This window comes from Minwuia sp. IMCC3009, from assembly GCF_029909415.1.
GTDB lineage: Bacteria > Pseudomonadota > Alphaproteobacteria > Minwuiales > Minwuiaceae > Minwuia.
Map to the genome: position 1 here is coordinate 2,553,136 of NZ_CP123781.1, position 19,642 is coordinate 2,572,777.

Below are 19,642 nucleotides of genomic sequence, written 5' to 3' on the forward strand. Positions count from 1 at the left end.
AATCACTATATGAGCGACGTATCCGTCGGAGCTGCCGAGCAGTTCCCGGGACGGGAGGACTTTGCCGCCCTCCTGGACGAAACCTATGGCTCCGAAAGCAATCTTGAGGGCTCCGTCATTCGCGGAACCATCCTGGCCGTCGAGCACGACTTTGTCGTTGTTGACGTCGGCCTGAAGACCGAAGGCCGGGTTCCGCTGAAGGAATTCCAGGTCGGTGGCCGTCCCGCCGAAGTCAAGGTCGGTGACGAGGTCGAGGTCTATCTGGAGCGGATCGAGAACGGCATGCACGAAGCCGTCATCAGCCGCGACAAGGCCCGCCGCGAGGAAGCCTGGGCCAAGCTGGAGAAATCCTACGAGGTCAACGAGCGTGTCGAGGGCATGATCTTCGGCCGCGTCAAGGGTGGCTTCACGGTCGACCTGTCCGGCGCCGTGGCGTTCCTGCCCGGCAGCCAGGTGGACATTCGCCCGATCCGCGACGTGACCCCGCTGATGGGCACGCCGCAGCCGTTCCAGATCCTGAAGATGGATCGCCGCCGCGGCAACATCGTGGTGTCGCGCCGCGCCGTTCTGGAAGAGACCCGCGCGGAAGCCCGCAGCGAGCTGATCCAGCGCCTGGAAGAGGGCATGGTCTGCGACGGCGTGGTCAAGAACATCACCGATTACGGTGCGTTCGTTGACCTGGGCGGTATCGACGGCCTGCTGCATGTCACCGACATTTCCTGGCGTCGCGTCAACCACCCGAGCGAGGTGCTGACGATCGGCGAGACCATTAAGGTCCAGGTGATCAAGGTGAACAAGGAAACCCAGCGCATCAGCCTGGGCATGAAGCAGCTGCAGACGGATCCGTGGGACGGCGTTGCCGCCAAGTATCCGGTCAACGTCCGCTTCGACGGTCGCGTCACGAACATCACCGACTATGGTGCGTTCGTGGAGCTGGAGCCGGGTGTCGAAGGTCTGATCCACATCTCCGAGATGTCCTGGACCAAGAAGAACATCCATCCGGGCAAGATCGTCTCCACCAGCCAGGAAGTCTCCGTGCAGGTGCTGGAGGTCGATCCGGACAAGCGCCGTATCAGCCTTGGCCTGAAGCAGACCATGGACAATCCGTGGGATGCCTTTGCCGCCAGCCACCCGAAGGGCACGATCGTCGAGGGCGAGATCAAGAACAAGACCGAGTTCGGTCTGTTCGTCGGCCTGGAAGAAGAGATCGATGGCATGGTCCACATGTCCGACCTGTCCTGGGATGTCCCGGGCGAGCAGGCCATGAACGAATACGACAAGGGCGACATGGTCCGTGCCGTGGTTCTGGACGTGGACATCGACAAGGAGCGCATCAGCCTGGGCGTCAAGCAGATCGACAACGATCCGTTTGCCGATGCCAAGTCGATGAAGCGTGGCGAGACCGTCACCTGTTCCGTCGTGCGTGTCATGGAAGCCGGGCTGGAGGTCGAGACCTCGACCGGTCTGCCGGGCTTCATCCGCAAGAACGACCTCAGCCGTGATCGCTCCGAGCAGCGTCCCGACCGCTATGCGGTGGGCGACAAGATCGATGCGAACATCATCAGCGTCGACAACAAGACCCGCCGGGTCAACCTGTCGGTCAAGGCGCTGGAGTTCGCGGAAGAGAAGGAAGCCGTTGCCAACTTCGGTTCCTCCGATTCCGGCGCGAGCCTCGGCGACATCCTCGGTGCGGCCCTGAAGGCCCGCATGGAAGGTGGCGAGAACGAAGGCGACCAGTCGTAAGGGATTTCCCTGCGATCACATCGCTGACGAAGATCCCGGCGCTTCGGCGTCGGTGGAGCGCCGGGGCCAGCCATGCTGGCTCCGGCGTTTCCGTTTTTGGATGAATGCCAGGATGACACGCGACGATACCGACCTCCGGCCGACGACCTGGGCGCTGTGCGACGGCAAGCAGGGCATGGTGAACCAGTGTCTCGGCCTGGCTGAGGCGCTGGGCGTCACGCCATCGCTCCGCCAGCTCTCGATCCGGCAGCCATGGCGCAGCCTGCCGCCGCAACTGTGGCTCGCGCCGCTGAAGTCGCTGGCTGCGGATTCCGACCCCCTCACCCCGCCCTGGCCGGACCTGCTGATCGCGACCGGGCGTCAGACCGTGGCCCCGGCCATGGCCATCCGACGGCTTTCGGGCGGCGCGACATTCTGCGTCCAGCTCCAGAACCCAGGCGTCTCGCCGGCGCGTTTCGACCTGGTCGTGGCCCCGCGTCATGACCGCCTGACCGGCCCCAACGTGATCCAGACCTACGGTGCGCTCGGACGTGTGAGCCCGGCCCGGCTTGCCGAGGAAGCGGAACGGTTCAGGGCCGGCATCGGCGACCTGCCCCGGCCGCATGTGATGGTCTCTCTCGGCGGGGACAACAGCGTCTTCCGCATGACGGAGGCCGTGATCGACCGGCTCGCGGCGGATCTGCGGCAGCTTGTGGCAGAGACCGGTGCCGGACTGCTGCTCACCCCCTCCCGCCGGACCGACACGGCACTGGGGCAGAGGTTGCGAGCGGCGCTGCATGACCTGCCGTACCTCTGGCACGACGGCAAGGGCGACAACCCCTACCTCGGCTGGCTGGGACTGGCGGATGCGGTGGTCGTGACCGGCGACTCCGTCAATATGGTCTCGGAGGCCTGCGCCACCGGAAAGCCGGTCTTCGTGGTCGATCTGGAAGGCGGCAACGCCAAGTTCGCCCGTTTTCACGATGCCCTCAGCCGCGACGGACTGACCCGCCCCTTCCGGGGAAGGCTGGAAAACTGGACTTACTCTCCGCTGGATGATACCGCGATGGTCGCCAAGGCCGTGCGGGACAGGCTCGCTGATCGGCCGGCATGAGCCAGGAGGACAGGGTCCGATGACCCGGATCGAGATGGAGAGGTTGCGGGAAACCCCGCTGAAGACCGACCCTTACAGCTATGTGATGGTGGAGAACTTCGTCCCCGTCGACACACTCGAATCAATCGCCGAAGACTTTCCCGATCTGAATCTGCCGGGGTCGTTCCCCATCGAGGAACTGGAATATGGTCCCCGGTTCGCCGAACTGCTGGAGCGGCTGGCGCAGGATGACTTCCGCGATGCCGTCGCGGAGAAGTTCGACATCGACCTGACCGGCCGTCCGATGACCTGCACCGTGCGCGGTGCGGCCCAGCGCAAGGACGGGCAGATCCACACGGATTCGAAGACCAAGCTGATCACGGTCCTGATCTACCTCAATCCGCCCTGGCAGGCGGAAGGCGGGCGGTTGCGCGTGCTCCGCTCCGGCACCGACCTGAATGACTTCGCGGAGGAGATCGAGCCTTCGTCCGGCAACCTGCTGATCTTCAAGCGTTCGGATTCCTCCTGGCACGGCCATGAACCGTTCGAGGGCACCCGGCGCTCCATCCAGATCAACTGGGTGACCAGCCAGGCGGTAGCGGACAAGGAGAAGGCGCGGCACCGCGTCTCCGCCAAGCTGAAGCGTTTCAACCCGTTTGCCAGTCGCGCAAGCAGCATGCGATAGGTCCGACCATGACCCTCAATATCCAGACGTTCCGCAATGCCGACCACCGCGCGGGCTGGCGTCCCGGCAACAACTCCGGCGGCCTGACCCTGTTCAAGGCGCTGGGCCACCCGATCACCGCCGATCTTGCGAAAGGCTGGCGTGCCGCCCTGGCCGATGCGGGCCGGATCGCGATCTATGATCCGCTGGGCGACGCGGAGACGGTGGACGTGTTTCATGATCTGGCCGGGCTGTCGCCTGTCGCCTATCTGGTGCAGCAGATCGAGCATGTGGGCCGGGAAGCCTTTGGCCTGACCGCGCGTCCGGTGACCGAGATCGGTGACGATTTCGATACGCTGCTGATCACCGCCTTCGATGGCGGCAGCTTCCTGCAGCACCTGAAACACATCCTGCCCACCGGCAAGCGCATCGAGACGCTGGACCCGCTGCGGCTGCCCGAGACCATGCTGTCACAGCCGAAGGCCTACGTGGATGCGCTGAACTTCGCCACCAACTTCGGCTTCCTGCGCGACGGCGACGGCCTGCACACCCGCATCGTCACAGCCAACTACTGGTCCGGCTACGGGGCCGAGGATCCGGCACTCTGGTGCCGTCTGATCAGCGGCGACGGCGTGACGCTGGCGGAGTGGGAAGAGCCTCTGACCCGCCCGTTCGAGACCATCACCATCGACAGCGCCGAGGTACGGCAGCGCTTTGGCCTCGACGATTTCGCGGGCACCCTCTTCATGCATGCGGTGCGCATCAGGGGGCACGAGATCGTCAAATATGCGCTGGACGTCTATGGCGACGCGGCGGAGCAGTTGAGCTGTACCCATGACGCCAATGCCTGGCCCGCCGACCTCTATTCCGGCGTGCCTGCGCCCGACGAGAACGAGGACCTGATCCTCTGGGTGCAGAACAGCCATCCGATCGAGATTCCCGCCGGGGTGATCGGTTTCAACCTGGTCGGTGGCCAGGATGTCACCACCTACGACGAGAGCGTGCCCCCGTTCGGAACCGTCGCGGTCGATGTCGGCGCCATGCTGCCCGATGCCCGCTTCCCCGATCAGATCGAACTGCAGGCCGGGCGCTATTTCGTCCGTCCGCGTTATGAGGTGATCCAGCGTGCCTCGGGCCGCCGCCGCATCGCGCACGCGAACGTGGAACGGGTTGACCTGAAACCGGACCCCGATATCCGGGAGAACGCCCCCCTGTTCGGGAAGGGCTACATCATGCCCCTGCCGGTGCTGCCGGTGGATGAGTTCCGGACCTTCTGCCTGCCGACGCCGATGGCGGATACCCAGATGGAACTGCCGATCCGGGCCGACCTGATCGACGCCAACGGTACCTGCGTTGCCGAGAAGTTCCTCGGCCGGGTCGCGCGCCGCGACTCCATCGCCATCGATGTCGATGCCTGGATGAAGGAAGCCGCCGCCGAACTGCCCTCCGGCACCGGTCACGTGGAATTCCTCTATGACTTCCGCGATGGTGGCGAGGCGGACGGCTGGCTGCATGCCCTCGCCCGGGTCGAGCAGCGGGCCAGCGGCCATCGCGCCGAGACCATCTTCGGCGCGCACATGTTCAACATGCCGCTGGTCTTCCGCGACGAGCCGCAGTCCTATTCCGGTCGCCCGCCGGGCCTCTCCACCCGCCTGTTCCTGCGGCTGGGCGGCGAGACGGCGGATGCCATGTGTCACCTGCTCTACCCGGCGTCCCTGCCCTGGGCGCCGGAGTCCAGCACCGACCTGAACCTGTTCAGCGGCGCGGGCGAAATGGTGGTGACGAAGCGCATCGCGATTCCCTGCGGTGGCTCCCGCCACTGGCGCGTGTCAGAGACCTTCGACGCCGCTGACCTGAAGGCCGCCGGTCCGGACGCCTACGTCCAGATCCGCGACACCACCTGTCGCCTGTTCGGCTTCCACGGCCTGCTTCGCCCCGGCATCGCCTTCAGCCTGGACCACATGTTCGGCTATTGACCGGTCACAACCCGGCTGTTCAATCGAAGCGTCTGAACTCGACCAGTCCGTCGCGATTGACCTGCTCGACCAGACCGACTTCCCAGGTCAGGTAGTCTTCCATCGCCTGCCGGACGCCGCCCTGGTGGTCATAGGGTTTCCACCAGACGTCATCGGTGTCGGTCAGGGCGCGGTCGAGGCCGGGTTCCATGGGCTGACCGGCAGCGACCCAGGCGGCGGTTCCGCCTTCGAGGACGCGGACGACCAGATCCGGCCGCGCGGCGCGCAGTTCATGCGCCGCATAGTGGGCCAATCGGCCATCGGGGGAAGTCAGCAGGATCAGCCCGACATGCGCCAGCGCCACCATGCTCTCCGTCAGGCGTGAACGCACGGTCCAGTAGGCGTCCGGAATGTGTCCCTTGCGGAAGGTCAGGCTCTCCGTCAGGTCAACGACCGCTGCCGGTTCGCCCGAGTCGATGACGGCCTGCATCTCGGCGACCGAGAGTGTCTCCGCCGGTCGGAACAGGGCCGGTTCCACATCCACCGGGCCGACTTCCGGCGCGGTCGGCTGTTCGGCCAGCACATGCACGTCCGTCCAGCCAAGCTGGATCAGCCACGAAGCGGTCATGGTGGCGCGCACGCCATCCTCCGCATCCGCCAGCACGATCCGGGCATTGCGGGTGGCGACATATTCATCAGTCGCCTGCACCAGTTGTCCGCCCGGTGCGTGATGCGCGCCGGGCCAGTGACCGGCCTCGAACTCCTGCACCGTGCGCACGTCCAGCAGGCAGGTGGTGCGGTCCGTCTCGGCCTGCCAGCGGGCCACCGTGGCGCTGTCCGTCCGGCGCACACCAAAGCGGTCGGCGACATGCGCGGCACGGTCCTTCGCGGCCTGCAGCGCCTCCCCTTCCGGCTCAGGCGCATGTTCGGTCTCCCCGCTGGCGCAGGTCAGTCCCGCCAGTTGCCAGCCCATGGTGCCATCCTTCAGCGCCATGACCGGATTGGGAATGCCGGCATTGATCAGCGACTGGCTGCCGATGATGGAACGGGTGCGACCGGCGCAATTGACCACCACGGTGGTGTTCGGATCAGGGGCGAGCGTATGGACACGATAGACCAGCTCCGCCCCCGGACAGTCCACACCGCCGGGGATCGACATGCGGTTGAATTCGGGCATCGGACGGCTGTCGAGAATGACGAGGTCCATGCCGCTGTCCTTCATCCGCTGAAGTTCCGCCGCCTCGATACGTGGTGTGTCGTAGTGATGTTCGACGAATTCACCGAAAGCCTTCGAGGGGACATTGACGCCGGAGAAGACCTCGTATCCCTCCGCCCGCCAGCCCGCCGTTCCGCCGACCAGCACGGAAACATCCGAATAGCCCATATCCGCCAGCCGGGTAGCGGCGCGTTCCGCCAGTCCCTTGTCCGACGGGCCATGGTCCGTCACCACCACGGGCACCGTCCGACGCGGCACCATGCGCGGCGCGCGGAATTCCAGATGGCTCAACGGGATGCAGGCGGCGAGGAACAGATGCTCCCTGGAGAAGGCGCCTTCCTCCCGCACGTCGATCAGGGCGATTTCCTGCCCGTCGGTCAGACGGGCGCGCAACGCCGGGGCTGTCAGGCTCTTCATGCCGGCATCGGCAGATCGCGAATGCCTTCGGAGGCGGGGAAATGCTTCCATTCACCGGTCTCGGGCTTGTAGTAGCGGCGATGCTCCAGCTGCTCCAGCGCCAGCCCGTACATGTGGAAATTCAGCACCGGTTCGGAGCCGTCGATATGGATCGAGTGCAGATCGTCCGGCATCAGCGCCAGCCCGGTCCCGGCCTCGACGACGAACTGGTCCTTCTCCGCCACACCGCCATCATCGGCAGGATCATAGAGACGGTTCAGTTCCTTGCCTTCCATGCCCACGATCACCGCCCAGGTGGTGTGATCATGCGCCGGGGAGTTGGTGCCGCCCATGGAGAGCTGTGCATAGAGCGCGAAACGGTGGTCTGCATCCTCCGACAGGCGATAAAGCGCGTTCTTGCGCTCCGTCGTTGCCTCCGGTGGCGGAAAGTCCTCCAGCGGGAACAGGTCCCGGCGCTTGGCCAGTTCGATCAGCACATCGCGCATGTCGGCGATGGACTGGCGGGTGACCCCTTGCGCGACCTCGATCGCACGTACCTGCATCATGGCCGCCTTGACGGCGTTGTCGCGTGCCGCTGCCCGTTCCTTGGGTGTCATTGTTGCCTCCCAGCTTCCTCCGCGACCGCTTCGACGAAGCGGTCAATCTCCACTTCAGTATTGTAGTAGTGAACGGAGGCGCGGACGAGTCCGCTGATCCGTCGCCGTTCCATGTCGATCCGCGTGCTGCTCGGTGTGCTGGTGGTGACGTTCATCTGTCGGGCGAAGAGTGCCTGTTTCACCGCCAGCGGCTCCATGCCGTCAACCGTGAAGGTCGTGATTCCGCAGCGGTCCCGCCCCAGATCGTGCACCCGCACACCGGCAGTCTCGGCCAGTCGCGCGCGGAGTTGTTCGGCCAGCCCTGTCACACGTGCCTCGATCTCCGCAATACCCACATCCAGCATGTAATGGACAGCGACACCCAGTCCGATGCGCCCGGCCTCGTTGAACTCCCAGTTCTCGAACCGCCGGGCACCGGATTGCCACTCCAGCGATTCGCGGGCGGTCCAGGTGGCCGAGTGCAGGTCGATCACCGGTGGCTCGAACCGCGCGGCGACTTCCGGCCGGGCATAGAGGAAGCCGGTCCCCCTGGGGCCGCGCAGGTACTTCCGCCCTGTCGCCGTCAGGAAATCACAGCCGATCTGCTGCACATCCAGCACCCGCTGCCCCGCCGACTGGCAGGCATCCAGCAGATAGGGAACACCTGCCGCACGGGTCAGCTTTCCTATCTCCGCCGCCGGATTGACCAGCCCGCCGTTGGTCGGGACATGCGTCACCGCAACCAGCGCAACCCCGCCGCCGTCCAGCATCCGCGACAGCGCCGCCACGTCCAGCACCCCATCCGCATCGCTCGGCACCACCTCGACGGAGACACCCTTCTGCGCCGCGACCTTCAAGTAGGTCAGATAGTTGGAGGCATATTCCGCCTCCGCCGTCAGGATGCGGTCACCGGGCTTCATGCGGTCGGCCACGGCGAAGAACGCCTGGTTCCACGCCACGGTCGCATTCTCCATGACGGCCACATCGCCTGCGTCACAGTTCAGGTACCGGGCGATGGCGCTGTAGGTCCGGTCAATGGAGGAACGTGCCCGGTCCGCCGCCTCGTAACCGCCGATCGCGGCCTCCAGATCCAGATGGTCCTTCACCGACTGCAACACGGGCGCGGGCATCAGCCCGGCGCCCGCATTGTTGAAGTGCAGCACGTTGGCCACGCCCGGCGTCTCCGCCCGGCAGCGGTCGATGTCGATCACTGGTGCCCCTTCACGTCATTGGGGCGATAGGCGTCCCGGATCACCTGCATTTCCTCATCGGTCAGTTCCAGAGAGAGCGCCGCCAGGGCATCCGCCATGTGGCCGGGCTTGGAGGCACCGATGATCGGGGACGTGATCGCCGGATTGGCCAGCACGAAGGCCAGCGCCACCTGCGCCATGGGCACTCCGCGCGCGTCTGCAACGTCTCCGACCGCGTCGGCCACGGCAAAGTCCTCGTCACGTCCGAAGACACGGGCCGCGACCGGATCAGACGTCGCACGCGCCGTGTCACCGATGGTCTTCTCCGCGTGCCGCCGGGTCAGGAAACCACGTCCCATCGGGCTCCAGGGGATAAGGCCGACACCGGTTTCATGGCAGAACGGAATCATCTCCCGCTCCTCCTCCCGATAGACCGCATTGTAGAAGTTCTGCATCGACACGAACTTCGTCCAGCCGTTCATCTCCGCCACATGCTGCATCTGGATGAACTGCCGCGCCCACATGGACGAGGCACCGATGTAGCGGACCTTGCCCGCCTTCACGCAGTCGTGCAGCGCCTCCATCGTCTCCTCGATGGGGCTCTGATAGTCGAAGCGGTGGATCTGGTAGAGATCGACATGATCGGTGCCAAGCCGTTTCAGGCTGCCGTCGATGCTCTTCATGATGTGCTTGCGCGAGAGACCGCGGTCATTGCGGTCGTCGCTCATAGGGTTGAAGACCTTGGTCGCGATCACCTGGGTATCGCGGGAGCCGAGCTGCTTCAGCGCCCGCCCGGTCACTTCCTCCGACGCGCCGAGCGAGTACATGTCGGCGGTGTCGAAGAAGTTGATGCCGGCTTCCCAGGCCTCCCGGAAGAAGGGCATCGATTCATCTTCACGCAGCACCCAGCTGTGATTGCCCTTCGAGGGATCGCCATAGGTCATGCAGCCGAGACAGAGGCGACTGACCTTCAGACCCGTGTTACCCAGACGTACGTATTTCATGATTCTTTTCCCCTGCCCCAAGAGACTGACTGATCGGGCCATCATCGCGCGCGGGCGGTGTCGGGTCCAGTTCCGGGAGGGAATTTCGAAAGGGGGCGGGGGACATGTCGCGAGGGGGAGGGAGTGACATGCCCCCCGCACCAGTCATGGTCTTGGGGGAGACCGGATGCCTGATGAACTGAACCACAGGCAACTCTGAGACTGTTACGCCCCGTGGCAGGGACCGGATCACCGGTCTCAGGAAAAGCAGGAACTTTTTTTCCGGATGGCTCAGTAACGCCGTTCCCATGTCAGGCCGGTGCTGCCACCGCCGCCGCGACCGACCTCCGCATCGACCTTCAGGTTGGGCAGCACGTCGATCTCCACGACAACGCTGCCGGCCTCCGAGTCCAGCGACTGCTTCGCCCCGACATAGACCCCTTCCCGCACGTACCGGCCGACCGCGACGGAGCCGGAGGAGTCCGGGTCGGCGCCTTCCTCCACACGCAGGACGTCGAGGCCCACGGCCTCCCGCAGCTTGTCGGTTGCCCCGTCACCGCCGTTGGTCAGGGTATTGATGCTCTGCGCAAGCTGGATTGCCTCCAGCGGGCTCATGGATTGGGCCGACTTGTCGAACAGCAGACGCGGCAGCACCTCATCCTCCGGCAGTTCGGGGGTCGAGGAGAAGGCAATCTCGGGCTTCGCCGGGCTGCCGGAGATGCTGATCGTGCCTTCCATGTCACCGCTCTGGCGGGTCAGCGCGATGTTGAAGCGCGGTTGCATGTCCCCGGTCAGCCCGATCTCCCCGGTCGAGACCTGAAAGTCCTTGCCCAGCAGGGAGAGATGACCGCGCACGACGCCGATGTTCACATCCACCTGCGGTTCCGGCAGGTGGCCCATTACCGTGACCTTGCCGCTCCATTCACTGTCGAGGCCCCGACCGCGCACGAACAGCCGCGCGGGGGCATCGACCACCACATCCAGCGCCACGGGCAGTTCATCCACCGGTTCCTCGCCGGAATCACCGGTTGGCGCGGCATCGCTGTCCCGCGCCAGTTCGATATCGACAACACTGGGCGGCAGGTTATCGGTTATGAGGCGGATCTCGCCCTCGTCAATCGTCGTCCGGTTCACCACCTGCACCAGACTGCCGTCCCAGGTGACATCGGTATTGCCGGAAACCAGGATCGTCGCCTCCTCCCGACTGACCGCGCGCAGCCTGTCGAGTGTGACCTTCACGCTGGCCCGCCGATCTGCGCCCAGCAACCGCGCCGTGCCACTGCCGCTCACGCTTCCGCCCGCCGGATCGACAGCGGACAGTTCAAGTTCTCCCACACCGCTGTCGGCGAAGGCCGTGGTCAGTGTGAGGCGTTCCAGGATCGTGCCGGTCATCAGGTTCTCGTAGCGGCCATCGGAGATCGCGACGTTACCCTGCATGACGGGAGCCCCGATGGTGCCGGAAACATCCACGGCAACACTGGCCGTGCCTTCAAGCAGGTGATCCCCCTCCGGCAGCAACTGCATCAGCTTTGCCAGGCTTCCGGTCCAGTCGATGCTGCCCTGCAATGCGCCGCCCGGTGCGGGTTCCGGCAGGAATGTCCCCTGCCCCTGTCGGACCTCCGCACTGACTTCTGCCACCAGGGGGGATTCGAATGGACCTGTAATGCGGGTACCGGCCCGCGCGGTCTGCCCGTTCCAGTTGGCATCGAGCGCGATGTCGAAGCTTGCACCGATCTCGTCGCCGGGGGGGTGCAGGTCATCAACCTGCACCGACAGCCTGGCCTTCTCATCCGCCGCCGTGCTGTCAAAGCGCACATCGGCTGCCAGCATGCCCTGCAGACCGCCAACGCCGCCAATCGCGGCCAGCGGTCCCAGCGGCAGAGCACTGATCCGGGCCGTGGCGTCCAGCAGGTCAGGCGCGTAGCGCGCATCTGCAATCACTTCACCGCCAAAGGAGGTGCCCAGCCGCAGCCCTGAAAGCACGATGGTCTCACCCACCCGGACACTGAATGGCTGCACGGCCTCGATGGCCGCTTCATTGCCTTCGAGACGCAGGTTCTCGACATCGATCAATGGGCCTTCCGCACCGGCAAGATCAGCCACGATACGGGTGGTCAGGCGCGCTGGTTCAGGTTCGGTCGCAGACACGCTGAGGTCGATGGTCGGGCGTGAGAAGGTACCTCCGATCCGGGCCTCCGTCTTCCCGATCCGTGCCCCATCTGCCCGAATGTCCTGCACGGTCAGATCACCCTGCATGGTCGGCGTCGGAGAGAGCAATGCCGCGAGGTGCATTGCCAGACGCACCTCCGCCACGGTCGCGCCCGCGTCGGTGGCTTCCAGACGCTGCAGCGTCACATCGATGTCCGCGCCGTGATCCTGTCCTTCGGGCTGCACCGTCACGGTCGCATTCAGGGCACCGGCAAGCGGGACGTCGAACAGGGCGGCGATACGCGAAAGCTCGTCACTTGCCGCCGTCAGATTGGCGCGATAGCCCGGTGTGCTCAGGTCAGCGGAGGCGTTGCCCTCCAGCGTCAGCCCGGCGAGCGAGACGGAGAGCGACGGCACGTCAGCCTGCTGGAACGCATTGCGCATGGCGAGCCGCAGATCGACATCCAGCACCTCCTCACCCCACTGGCCGTCCAGGCTCAGGTTGCCGGACGGATCGGTGGCCAGATCACTGAAGTCATAGGCCAGCACAGGCCCGGCGAGTCTGATTTCGTCACTGCCGACGGCGGCCAGTTCCAGGCGGCCCTGGGTGCGCGGGGCGTCCGCCGTGCCGGAGACCCTGCCGCGCAGGCGGATGGGGCCTTCGATCAGCACCCCTTCCGGCACCAGACCGCCCGGGACCGCCGCCATGTCCAGCCCGTACTCACCCTTCACCGAACCGGCGGCATCCAGGCCCGCATCAATGGTCAGGGCAGGCCCGGACGCGGTGGCAACCGAGAGATCGAGCATCGCCGCACCTGCCGCAAGCGGCCGTGCAGTAGCTGTCAGCTTCACATTCGGCCCGACGGCCGACTGGATCACGTCGTCGATGAACGAGAGACCGGTGAGACCGCCTGCCAGACGTATCTCACCGCCACCTTCCGGGACAACACCATCCGCGGTGACGACCAGCCGGGCACTGCCCTGACGGAGGGCCGCATCAGCGCCGGGCAGCTTCGACAGCTCCGGCACCAGCAGCACGAGTTCCCCATCGATCTTCGGCTCCGGCAGGGGCGTCGAGACGTCGCCGGACAGGCCAAACGCCGCCGCCGTCAGATCCAGGGCCGTGACACGGGCCTGTGCGGCGCCTGCCGTCACATGCGCCGTCAGACGGGGCGACGGCCCAAGCAGGACATCCAGTCCGGGATCGCCGAGCGATGGTTCGGTCAGATCGACGGCGACATCCCCGTCGAAGTCGGCGTCCTTCAGGCCCCCGGTGACCTTCAGGCTGATGGCTCGTGCGCCCATGTCACCGAACGCGGGCTCGCGAAGGTCTGCCGCAACCGAAAGATCAGGACTGTCCAGCGCGCCACTGACCTGGGCCTCGATCCGCGCGGCACCGAATGTTGCACCGGCCAGCAGCGCGTCCAGCGCAGGATGGCGATGCACATCCACGGTGCTGCCAAGATTGACCGTCCCGGCATCGAGATCGACTGAACCGCTGGCACTGAGGGAGGCAGAAGCCGTCGAGACTTCCAGACGGGCAAGCTGCAGTTCGGTTTCATCGGCCCCGTGCGCCGCCAGTCGGAACGGGATCGTCTCCCCGGTCAGGTCGGTCGGCACGGGTGCCGCCGCCAGCAGATTGGCAACACCATCCGCATCCAGTGCCCAGCCCGTCGCCGGGTCGGCGCTGAGTCGCAGGCCCAGCAGCAGGTCGGCAACACGCTCCACCGTCAGCGAGAGGTCTATGGTGGCGGAACCGAAGGGACCGCCCCCCTCCACATTCAGATACAGGCGTTCATCGGTGGTGATCCCCAGCGGCTCCGACAAGGGCGCAAGGACAGGCAGGTCGGCGGCCATGGTGATCCGCGACTGCCGCGTGCCGAAGTCCAGCGCCACGTCCACGCGGGCGAAGCTCGCCTTCAGATCCAGTGGCTCGACATTCAGGGTGACGCGCTGATCGGTGCCGGCATCACGTACCGAACCTTTGACCGAGAAACGGGCGCCGCCCGGCACCAGGTCATCGCCCAGCGACAGGGCATCGACGCGCAGCAGGTCAAGCCTTACGGGCAGCGGCGCACGCGGCCATTCAAAGGATTCCAGCAGGGGTGTCGGATCGTCCGGTTCCGGCTCCACCGGCACGGAACCAACCGGCGCGCGACTGACATCGACGCGCGCGACAGTCAGGCTCTCGACCGTCAGGGCACCGCCGAGCAGCGCACCCAGATCCCAGTCCAGCGCCAGGTCATCCAGCGTCAGCCAGACGCCCTCCCCGTCGGCCATCTGCAGACGGCCCAGATGGATCACACCTGCATCGTCACGGCGAAAGCCGCTGGCCGCGATCTCCATTTCGCCCGGTGTGCTCGCCGCCGCCAGCCCCTGATCCAGCGCCGCGGTCCAGCTATCCTCCCCCGCCACCTCCAGAAACCAGAACAGGCCGACCAGAAGCAGCAGGACCGGTGTCAGCAGCACCGCCAGCGACCAGAGCAGTATCTTGCGCAGACGACGCCACATCAGAACGCCTGTCCGAGGCTGATGTAGAACTCGAACAGACTGTCACCCGCGCGCCGATGCAGCGGGAAGGCCAGATCGAAACGGATCGGTCCGACGGGGCTGTAGTACCGCAGACCACCCCCCACGCCGACGTTCACCCGCTCCTTGAAGTTCGGAAACGGCTCTTCCTCGACAACGCCCGCGTCCACGAACGTGACGAAGCCGAAACTGTCCGTGACCTTGATCCGTGTCTCCAGCCCGGTCTCGGCCAGGAACCGGCCACCGGTCTCGTCGCCGAGATCAACCGGAGAGATGGAGCGGAAACCGAAGCCGCGTACCGAACTGCCGCCACCTGCGAACAGAAGCTGGTTGACCGGCACATCCTGCAGATCACCGCTGAGGATGGAGGAGACCCGTGCGCGGGTGGCGAGCACCAGACTGTCCTTGCCGATGACCGGCAGGTAGTAGGAACCACCGGCGGAGACCGATCCGAAATAGGTCGGCGAGCCGTCATTCAGGCCCATGTAGGGCGTGGCGGAAAGGAACAGCTTGTGCCCCCTCGTCGCGTTCAGGGGATCATCGGTACGTACCTGCCGCGCGGTGAGTGGCAGGCCGACCAGATAGGCCGTGTCGCTCTCGACATCGGTCTCGGTCAGGGAGACACTGCCCTTGATCGCACCACTGACGGTCCAGCCGTCCTCCAGACCCGTGCGCATGCCGACCTGCACCTCGGCGGCCTGTTCGTCAAAGGCGTCGTCGAAGGTATTGCGCACCTCCGCGCCCTCGAAGACCGTCCAGCGTGCCGAAGGGTAGCGCGGGCGCGATAACTCGGCGGAGAGCTTCTGCTCGTCCAGCGACAGGTCCAGTTCGGTGCGCAGATCCTCCGCCCGGCCAAACAGGTTGCGGTGCCGCCATCCGGCCCGGAGACCGGGACCCCGATCGGTGTCATAGCGGACACTGCCGCTGATGGACTTCGCCTTGGCCTCGCTTGCCTTCACGGTCACGGGCTGTGCGCCGTCCGCCACGTTCTCGCCCGGCTCGTACGCTGGCAGCCGCACGCTGACCGTCTTGAACAGGCCAGTGCTCGCCATCCGTTCCTGCAACTGATTGAGCTGGGAGCGGGCGACCGGTGCATCCCTGTCCCAGGTGATCATTTCCCGCAGGTAATCCTGTTCTACGCCCGTCTCGCCTTCGATGATCAGGTCGCCGTAGGTGATGTAGGGGCCACTGCGGAAGGTTGCCGTGACGTCCAGTGTGCCGGCTTCGCTGTTGGCGCGGGCGACACGGGAATCAAATGCCGCATGCGGGAAACCATGTTCCTGCAGATAGGTGACGATACGGGCTTCCGCTTCCACGATGCTCTCACCGTCCGCCACGATCCCGGCGGGCATTTCCGCGGTCGCGTCAAGTACTGCTGCTTCTGGCAGGGTCGGGCGCGTCTTGCGGAACGCAATGCTGTAGCTGCCGATCGTGAACAGCGCGCCGGGTTCCGCCCGGAAGGTGACATCGGGTGATGGGCCGTCCGCAACCTCGGTCGTGACCTTGGCGTCATAGTACCCGCTGGCCCGCAGGATGCGCTGCAACTCGCTGATGTCCCCGTCGGCACGGCGCTGCAGCGCAGCCGTGCTGCGCACGCCACGGGACTGCAGCGTGAAGGTCTTCAGGACCCCGCGCGCGACCGCGTCAAGGTCCTTGTCACCGGGCAGCCCCACGATCTCCGCTGTGTAGGTGATGTCGCCCAGACGGGTCTGCTGCGCCGACTCTTCGCCGCCCGTGATCTGATCCAGGCCAACCGTTTCACAGCCCGCGAGCGCAAGAAGGGCCAGACAGAGGCCCAGGATGCGTGCACGACCTGGCAGGTTCAATGTCAGGCAGTTGAGCGAAATCGGGAAAATCTCCAGTCAATCGGACGGCAGACAGTCTGCCGGAAAGCTCAAAGCACAAGGCGACGACACATCGTCATCATATACCTACGTCGCAAGGGCTTGTGCGGATGCAGCGACCGAACGCCTCAGAAGTCACAGCCCTGCAACAGGCGCCGGTTCAGAATACCCCGGCCTCCAGCCCTGCCGCGACCAGCATTCCGAGATCGTGACACCTGTCGACGAAGGCTTCGTCCCAGTCACCGCGGCAGACCAGCGGTTCCTGCACCGCTTTCCAGCGCAGGCCCGTGGTGATGGTCTCCACAGCCCTGCAGGTGCCGGTTCCGTCATGCCCGGCACGGACCAGAAGCGCGAAGGGCCGACCCTGGGTTTCCTCCAGACAGGGATAGTAGCACCGGTCGAAGAAATCCTTCAGCGCGCCACTCATGTAGCCCAGGTTCTCGGTGGTCATCAGGATGATCGCACCCGCCCGCAGCACATGCTCCGGTTCCGTGTCAAACGGTGAGCGGCAGTCCACCGCCACGCCATCGATGTCCTGATGCGACGCCCCTGAAACCAGTGCGTCGCGCAGCCGTGCGGTATTCGGCGACGGCGCGTGGGCGACGATCAGCAGGTTCTTGCTGTCAGCCATCCTTCTCCGGCGCGCTGTTCAGCGTTGCCTGTGCCGCCGCCAGCCGGGCAATCGGCACACGGAACGGCGAGCAGGAAACATAGTCCAGCGCAACCGCCTCACAGAAATGGATCGATGCCGGGTCACCGCCATGCTCGCCACAGATGCCGAGCTTGATGTCCGGGCGCGTCTTCCGGCCACGCTCCGAAGCGATCTCGACCAGTTCGCCGACACCCTCCGTATCCAGGCTGACGAAGGGGTCCTTCGGCAGGATGCCCTGACCGACATAGGCGTCCAGGAAGGACGCGGCGTCGTCGCGGCTGATGCCGAACGTGGTCTGGGTCAGGTCGTTGGTGCCGAAACTGAAGAAGGCCGCGGACTCCGCAATGTCGGCGGCGCGCAGCGCGGCACGCGGCAGTTCGATCATGGTGCCGACCAGATATTCCACCTCGCGGCCGCCCTGTTCCGCATGTACGGCGGTCGCCACCGCATCGATGCGGGCCTTCAGGATATCGACCTCCTGCCGTGTCGCCACCAGCGGGATCATGATCTCCGGTGTCACCGCTTCTCCCAGTTCCTTCGCCACCAGATAGGCGGCTTCGAAGATTGCACGGGCCTGCATCTCGTAGATCTCGGGGAAGGAGATACCGAGACGACAGCCGCGATGCCCCAGCATGGGGTTGAACTCATGCAGTTCGGCGGCGCGGCGGCGCATCTGCTCCGACTCCACGTTCATGGCGGAGGCCACGCCCTCGATCTCCTCGTCCGACCGGGGCAGGAACTCGTGCAGCGGCGGGTCCAGCAGCCGGATCGTGACCGGCAGCCCCGCCATGATGCGGAACAGTTCCACGAAGTCCGCCCGCTGCATCGGCAGGATGCGCGCCAGCGCGGCCTTCCGCCCCTCCAGCTTCTCCGACAGGATCATCTCCCGCACCGCCAGGATGCGATCATCGTCGAAGAACATGTGCTCGGTGCGGCAAAGGCCAATGCCCTCCGCGCCGAACTCGCGGGCGGTGCGGGCGTCGTGCGGTGTCTCGGCATTGGCGCGGACCCGCAGCCTGCGGATCTTGTCGGCCCAGCCCATCAGGATGCCGAAATCACCCGACAGCTCGGGCTGGATCGTCGGCACGGAACCGGCCATGACCTCGCCCGTGGCACCGTCGATGGTCAGCATGTCGCCGGCATGGAAGGTACGGCCCAGCACCCGCATCTCCCCCACCTTGTGATCGATGCGGATGTGACCGGCACCGGAAACGCAGGGACGCCCCATGCCGCGCGCAACCACCGCCGCATGGCTGGTCATGCCGCCCCGGCTGGTGAGGATACCCTCTGCCGCATGCATGCCGTGGATGTCTTCCGGGCTCGTCTCCTCCCGCACCAGCAGCACCTTCTCACCCAGCTTGGACTGACGCTCGGCCTCGTCCGCCGTGAAGACGATCCGGCCCGATGCGGCGCCGGGGCTGGCAGGCAGCCCCTTGGCGATCACGTCGCGTTCGGCGGACGGATCAAGTGTCGGGTGCAGCAACTGGTCGAGCGATCCGGGCTCGATCCGCTTCACCGCCTCCGTATGGTCGATCAGGCCTTCCTCGGCCATGTCCACGGCGATCTTCAGCGCAGCCTTCGCGGTACGCTTGCCGGAGCGGGTCTGCAGCATCCACAGCTTGCCCTGCTGCACCGTGAACTCGATGTCCTGCATGTCGCGGTAGTGGGCCTCCAGCGACTTGTAGACCCTGACCAGTTCGGCAAAGACCTCGGGCAGGTTCTCCTCCAGGGACAGGGCCTCTTCGCCCGCCGCCTCCCGCGCCGCCTTCGTGATGAGCTGCGGCGTGCGGATACCGGCCACAACGTCCTCACCCTGCGCATTCATCAGGTATTCGCCGAAGAAGATGTTCTCTCCCGTCGAGGGATCGCGGGTGAAGGCGACACCGGTTGCCGACCCCTCACCCATGTTGCCGAACACCATGGCCTGCACATTGACGGCCGTGCCCCAGGCCGCCGGAATGTCATGCAGGCGGCGATAGGTATTGGCGCGGTCATTCATCCATGACCCGAAGACGGCACCGACAGCACCCCAGAGCTGGTCTTCAGGGTCCTGCGGGAAGGGCTTGCCCGTGGCCTTCTGCACCTGTTCCTTGAACAGGCTGACGAGCTGTTCCAGATCCGCGACCGTCAGTTCATTGTCGAGCCAGACGCCGCGGGTCTCCTTGATGCCTTCAAGCAGATCCTCGAAGTCGCCGTGATCGACCCCCAGAACCACGTCACCGTACATCTGAATGAACCGGCGATAGCTGTCGAAGGCAAAGCGGCGGTCACCGGAACGCTTGGCCAGCCCCTCCACCGTCACATCGTTCAGGCCCAGGTTCAGGACCGTGTCCATCATGCCCGGCATCGACGCCCGCGCGCCGGAACGGACGGAAACCAGCAGCGGATTTTCGGCATCGCCGAACCCGGCACCCACGGTCTTCTCGACCACTGCCATGGCGTCGCGGACCTGATCGGTCAGCTCCGCCGGATAGCTCTGACCGTGGTCGTAATACCAGGTGCAGACCTCTGTCGTGACGGTGAAGCCCGGCGGCACCGGCAGGCCGAGATTGCTCATTTCCGCCAGATTGGCACCCTTGCCGCCCAGCAGGTTGCGCATGTCCGCCCTGCCCTCGGCCGCGCCGTCACCGAACGTGTAGACCCACTTGCTCATC

The 19,642-nt window shown here is 65.5% G+C and carries 12 protein-coding genes; 4 read left to right on the forward strand and 8 right to left on the reverse strand.

The window, feature by feature from the left end:
* Positions 1 to 9 precede the first annotated feature (9 nt).
* The 4 genes from rpsA (at position 10) to QGV55_RS12000 (ending at position 5,455) form a co-directional block, all read left to right on the forward strand.
* The gene (gene rpsA, locus QGV55_RS11985; protein ID WP_281016573.1) at positions 10 to 1,743 is read left to right on the forward strand and encodes a 30S ribosomal protein S1; all 1,734 of its coding nucleotides are present in this window, start codon (positions 10 to 12) and stop codon (positions 1,741 to 1,743) included.
* A 112-nt stretch (positions 1,744 to 1,855) separates the two neighbouring features.
* Positions 1,856 to 2,836 (forward strand): mitochondrial fission ELM1 family protein, encoded by a 981-nt coding sequence (locus tag QGV55_RS11990; RefSeq protein WP_281016572.1) that lies wholly within the window; start codon positions 1,856 to 1,858, stop codon positions 2,834 to 2,836.
* A 19-nt stretch (positions 2,837 to 2,855) separates the two neighbouring features.
* On the forward strand, positions 2,856 to 3,500 hold the full coding sequence (locus tag QGV55_RS11995; protein ID WP_281016571.1) for a 2OG-Fe(II) oxygenase: 645 nt from the start codon (positions 2,856 to 2,858) through the stop codon (positions 3,498 to 3,500).
* An 8-nt stretch (positions 3,501 to 3,508) separates the two neighbouring features.
* The gene (locus tag QGV55_RS12000) at positions 3,509 to 5,455 is read left to right on the forward strand and encodes a hypothetical protein (RefSeq protein ID WP_281016570.1); all 1,947 of its coding nucleotides are present in this window, start codon (positions 3,509 to 3,511) and stop codon (positions 5,453 to 5,455) included.
* A 19-nt stretch (positions 5,456 to 5,474) separates the two neighbouring features.
* Here the strand turns inward: QGV55_RS12000 and QGV55_RS12005 are convergent, their stop codons facing one another.
* The 8 genes from QGV55_RS12005 to ppdK all read right to left on the reverse strand — a co-directional run bounded on the left by QGV55_RS12005 (position 5,475) and on the right by ppdK (position 19,641).
* Entirely contained in the window at positions 5,475 to 7,067 is a 1,593-nt protein-coding gene (locus tag QGV55_RS12005) for a rhodanese-like domain-containing protein (protein WP_281016569.1), read from the reverse strand.
* Positions 7,064 to 7,663, reverse strand: a complete 600-nt coding sequence (locus QGV55_RS12010; protein ID WP_281016568.1) for a hypothetical protein — start codon at positions 7,661 to 7,663, stop codon at positions 7,064 to 7,066. The genes QGV55_RS12005 and QGV55_RS12010 overlap by 4 nt, the downstream gene beginning before the upstream one ends.
* Complete coding sequence (locus QGV55_RS12015) at positions 7,660 to 8,853, reverse strand: aminotransferase class V-fold PLP-dependent enzyme (protein ID WP_281019920.1); 1,194 nt, start codon at positions 8,851 to 8,853, stop codon at positions 7,660 to 7,662. The genes QGV55_RS12010 and QGV55_RS12015 overlap by 4 nt, the downstream gene beginning before the upstream one ends.
* Positions 8,850 to 9,836: an aldo/keto reductase gene (locus tag QGV55_RS12020; RefSeq protein ID WP_281016566.1), complete on the reverse strand. Its 987-nt coding sequence runs from the start codon at positions 9,834 to 9,836 to the stop codon at positions 8,850 to 8,852. The genes QGV55_RS12015 and QGV55_RS12020 overlap by 4 nt, the downstream gene beginning before the upstream one ends.
* 270 nt (positions 9,837 to 10,106) lie before the next feature.
* Positions 10,107 to 14,474 carry a translocation/assembly module TamB domain-containing protein gene (locus tag QGV55_RS12025; RefSeq protein ID WP_281019921.1) on the reverse strand — a complete coding sequence of 1,456 codons (4,368 nt, stop codon included), beginning with the start codon at positions 14,472 to 14,474 and terminating at the stop codon, positions 10,107 to 10,109.
* Complete coding sequence (locus QGV55_RS12030) at positions 14,474 to 16,318, reverse strand: autotransporter assembly complex family protein (protein ID WP_281016564.1); 1,845 nt, start codon at positions 16,316 to 16,318, stop codon at positions 14,474 to 14,476. Before QGV55_RS12030 ends, QGV55_RS12025 begins: the two co-directional genes overlap by 1 nt.
* A gap of 178 nt (positions 16,319 to 16,496) precedes the next feature.
* Entirely contained in the window at positions 16,497 to 16,967 is a 471-nt protein-coding gene (locus QGV55_RS12035) for a hypothetical protein (RefSeq protein WP_281016563.1), read from the reverse strand.
* The gene (gene ppdK, locus QGV55_RS12040) at positions 16,960 to 19,641 is read right to left on the reverse strand and encodes a pyruvate, phosphate dikinase (RefSeq protein ID WP_281016562.1); all 2,682 of its coding nucleotides are present in this window, start codon (positions 19,639 to 19,641) and stop codon (positions 16,960 to 16,962) included. Before ppdK ends, QGV55_RS12035 begins: the two co-directional genes overlap by 8 nt.
* Between the last annotated feature and the right edge of the window lies 1 nt (position 19,642).

Coding starts and splice junctions, on each gene's coding strand:
- rpsA (WP_281016573.1), top strand. CDS start 10: ATGAGCGACGTATCCGTCGGAGCTGCCGAGCAGTTCCCGGGACGGGAG.
- QGV55_RS11990 (WP_281016572.1), top strand. CDS start 1,856: ATGACACGCGACGATACCGACCTCCGGCCGACGACCTGGGCGCTGTGC.
- QGV55_RS11995 (WP_281016571.1), top strand. CDS start 2,856: ATGACCCGGATCGAGATGGAGAGGTTGCGGGAAACCCCGCTGAAGACC.
- QGV55_RS12000 (WP_281016570.1), top strand. CDS start 3,509: ATGACCCTCAATATCCAGACGTTCCGCAATGCCGACCACCGCGCGGGC.
- QGV55_RS12005 (WP_281016569.1), bottom strand. CDS start 7,067: ATGAAGAGCCTGACAGCCCCGGCGTTGCGCGCCCGTCTGACCGACGGG.
- QGV55_RS12010 (WP_281016568.1), bottom strand. CDS start 7,663: ATGACACCCAAGGAACGGGCAGCGGCACGCGACAACGCCGTCAAGGCG.
- QGV55_RS12020 (WP_281016566.1), bottom strand. CDS start 9,836: ATGAAATACGTACGTCTGGGTAACACGGGTCTGAAGGTCAGTCGCCTC.
- QGV55_RS12025 (WP_281019921.1), bottom strand. CDS start 14,474: ATGTGGCGTCGTCTGCGCAAGATACTGCTCTGGTCGCTGGCGGTGCTG.
- QGV55_RS12035 (WP_281016563.1), bottom strand. CDS start 16,967: ATGGCTGACAGCAAGAACCTGCTGATCGTCGCCCACGCGCCGTCGCCG.
- ppdK (WP_281016562.1), bottom strand. CDS start 19,641: ATGAGCAAGTGGGTCTACACGTTCGGTGACGGCGCGGCCGAGGGCAGG.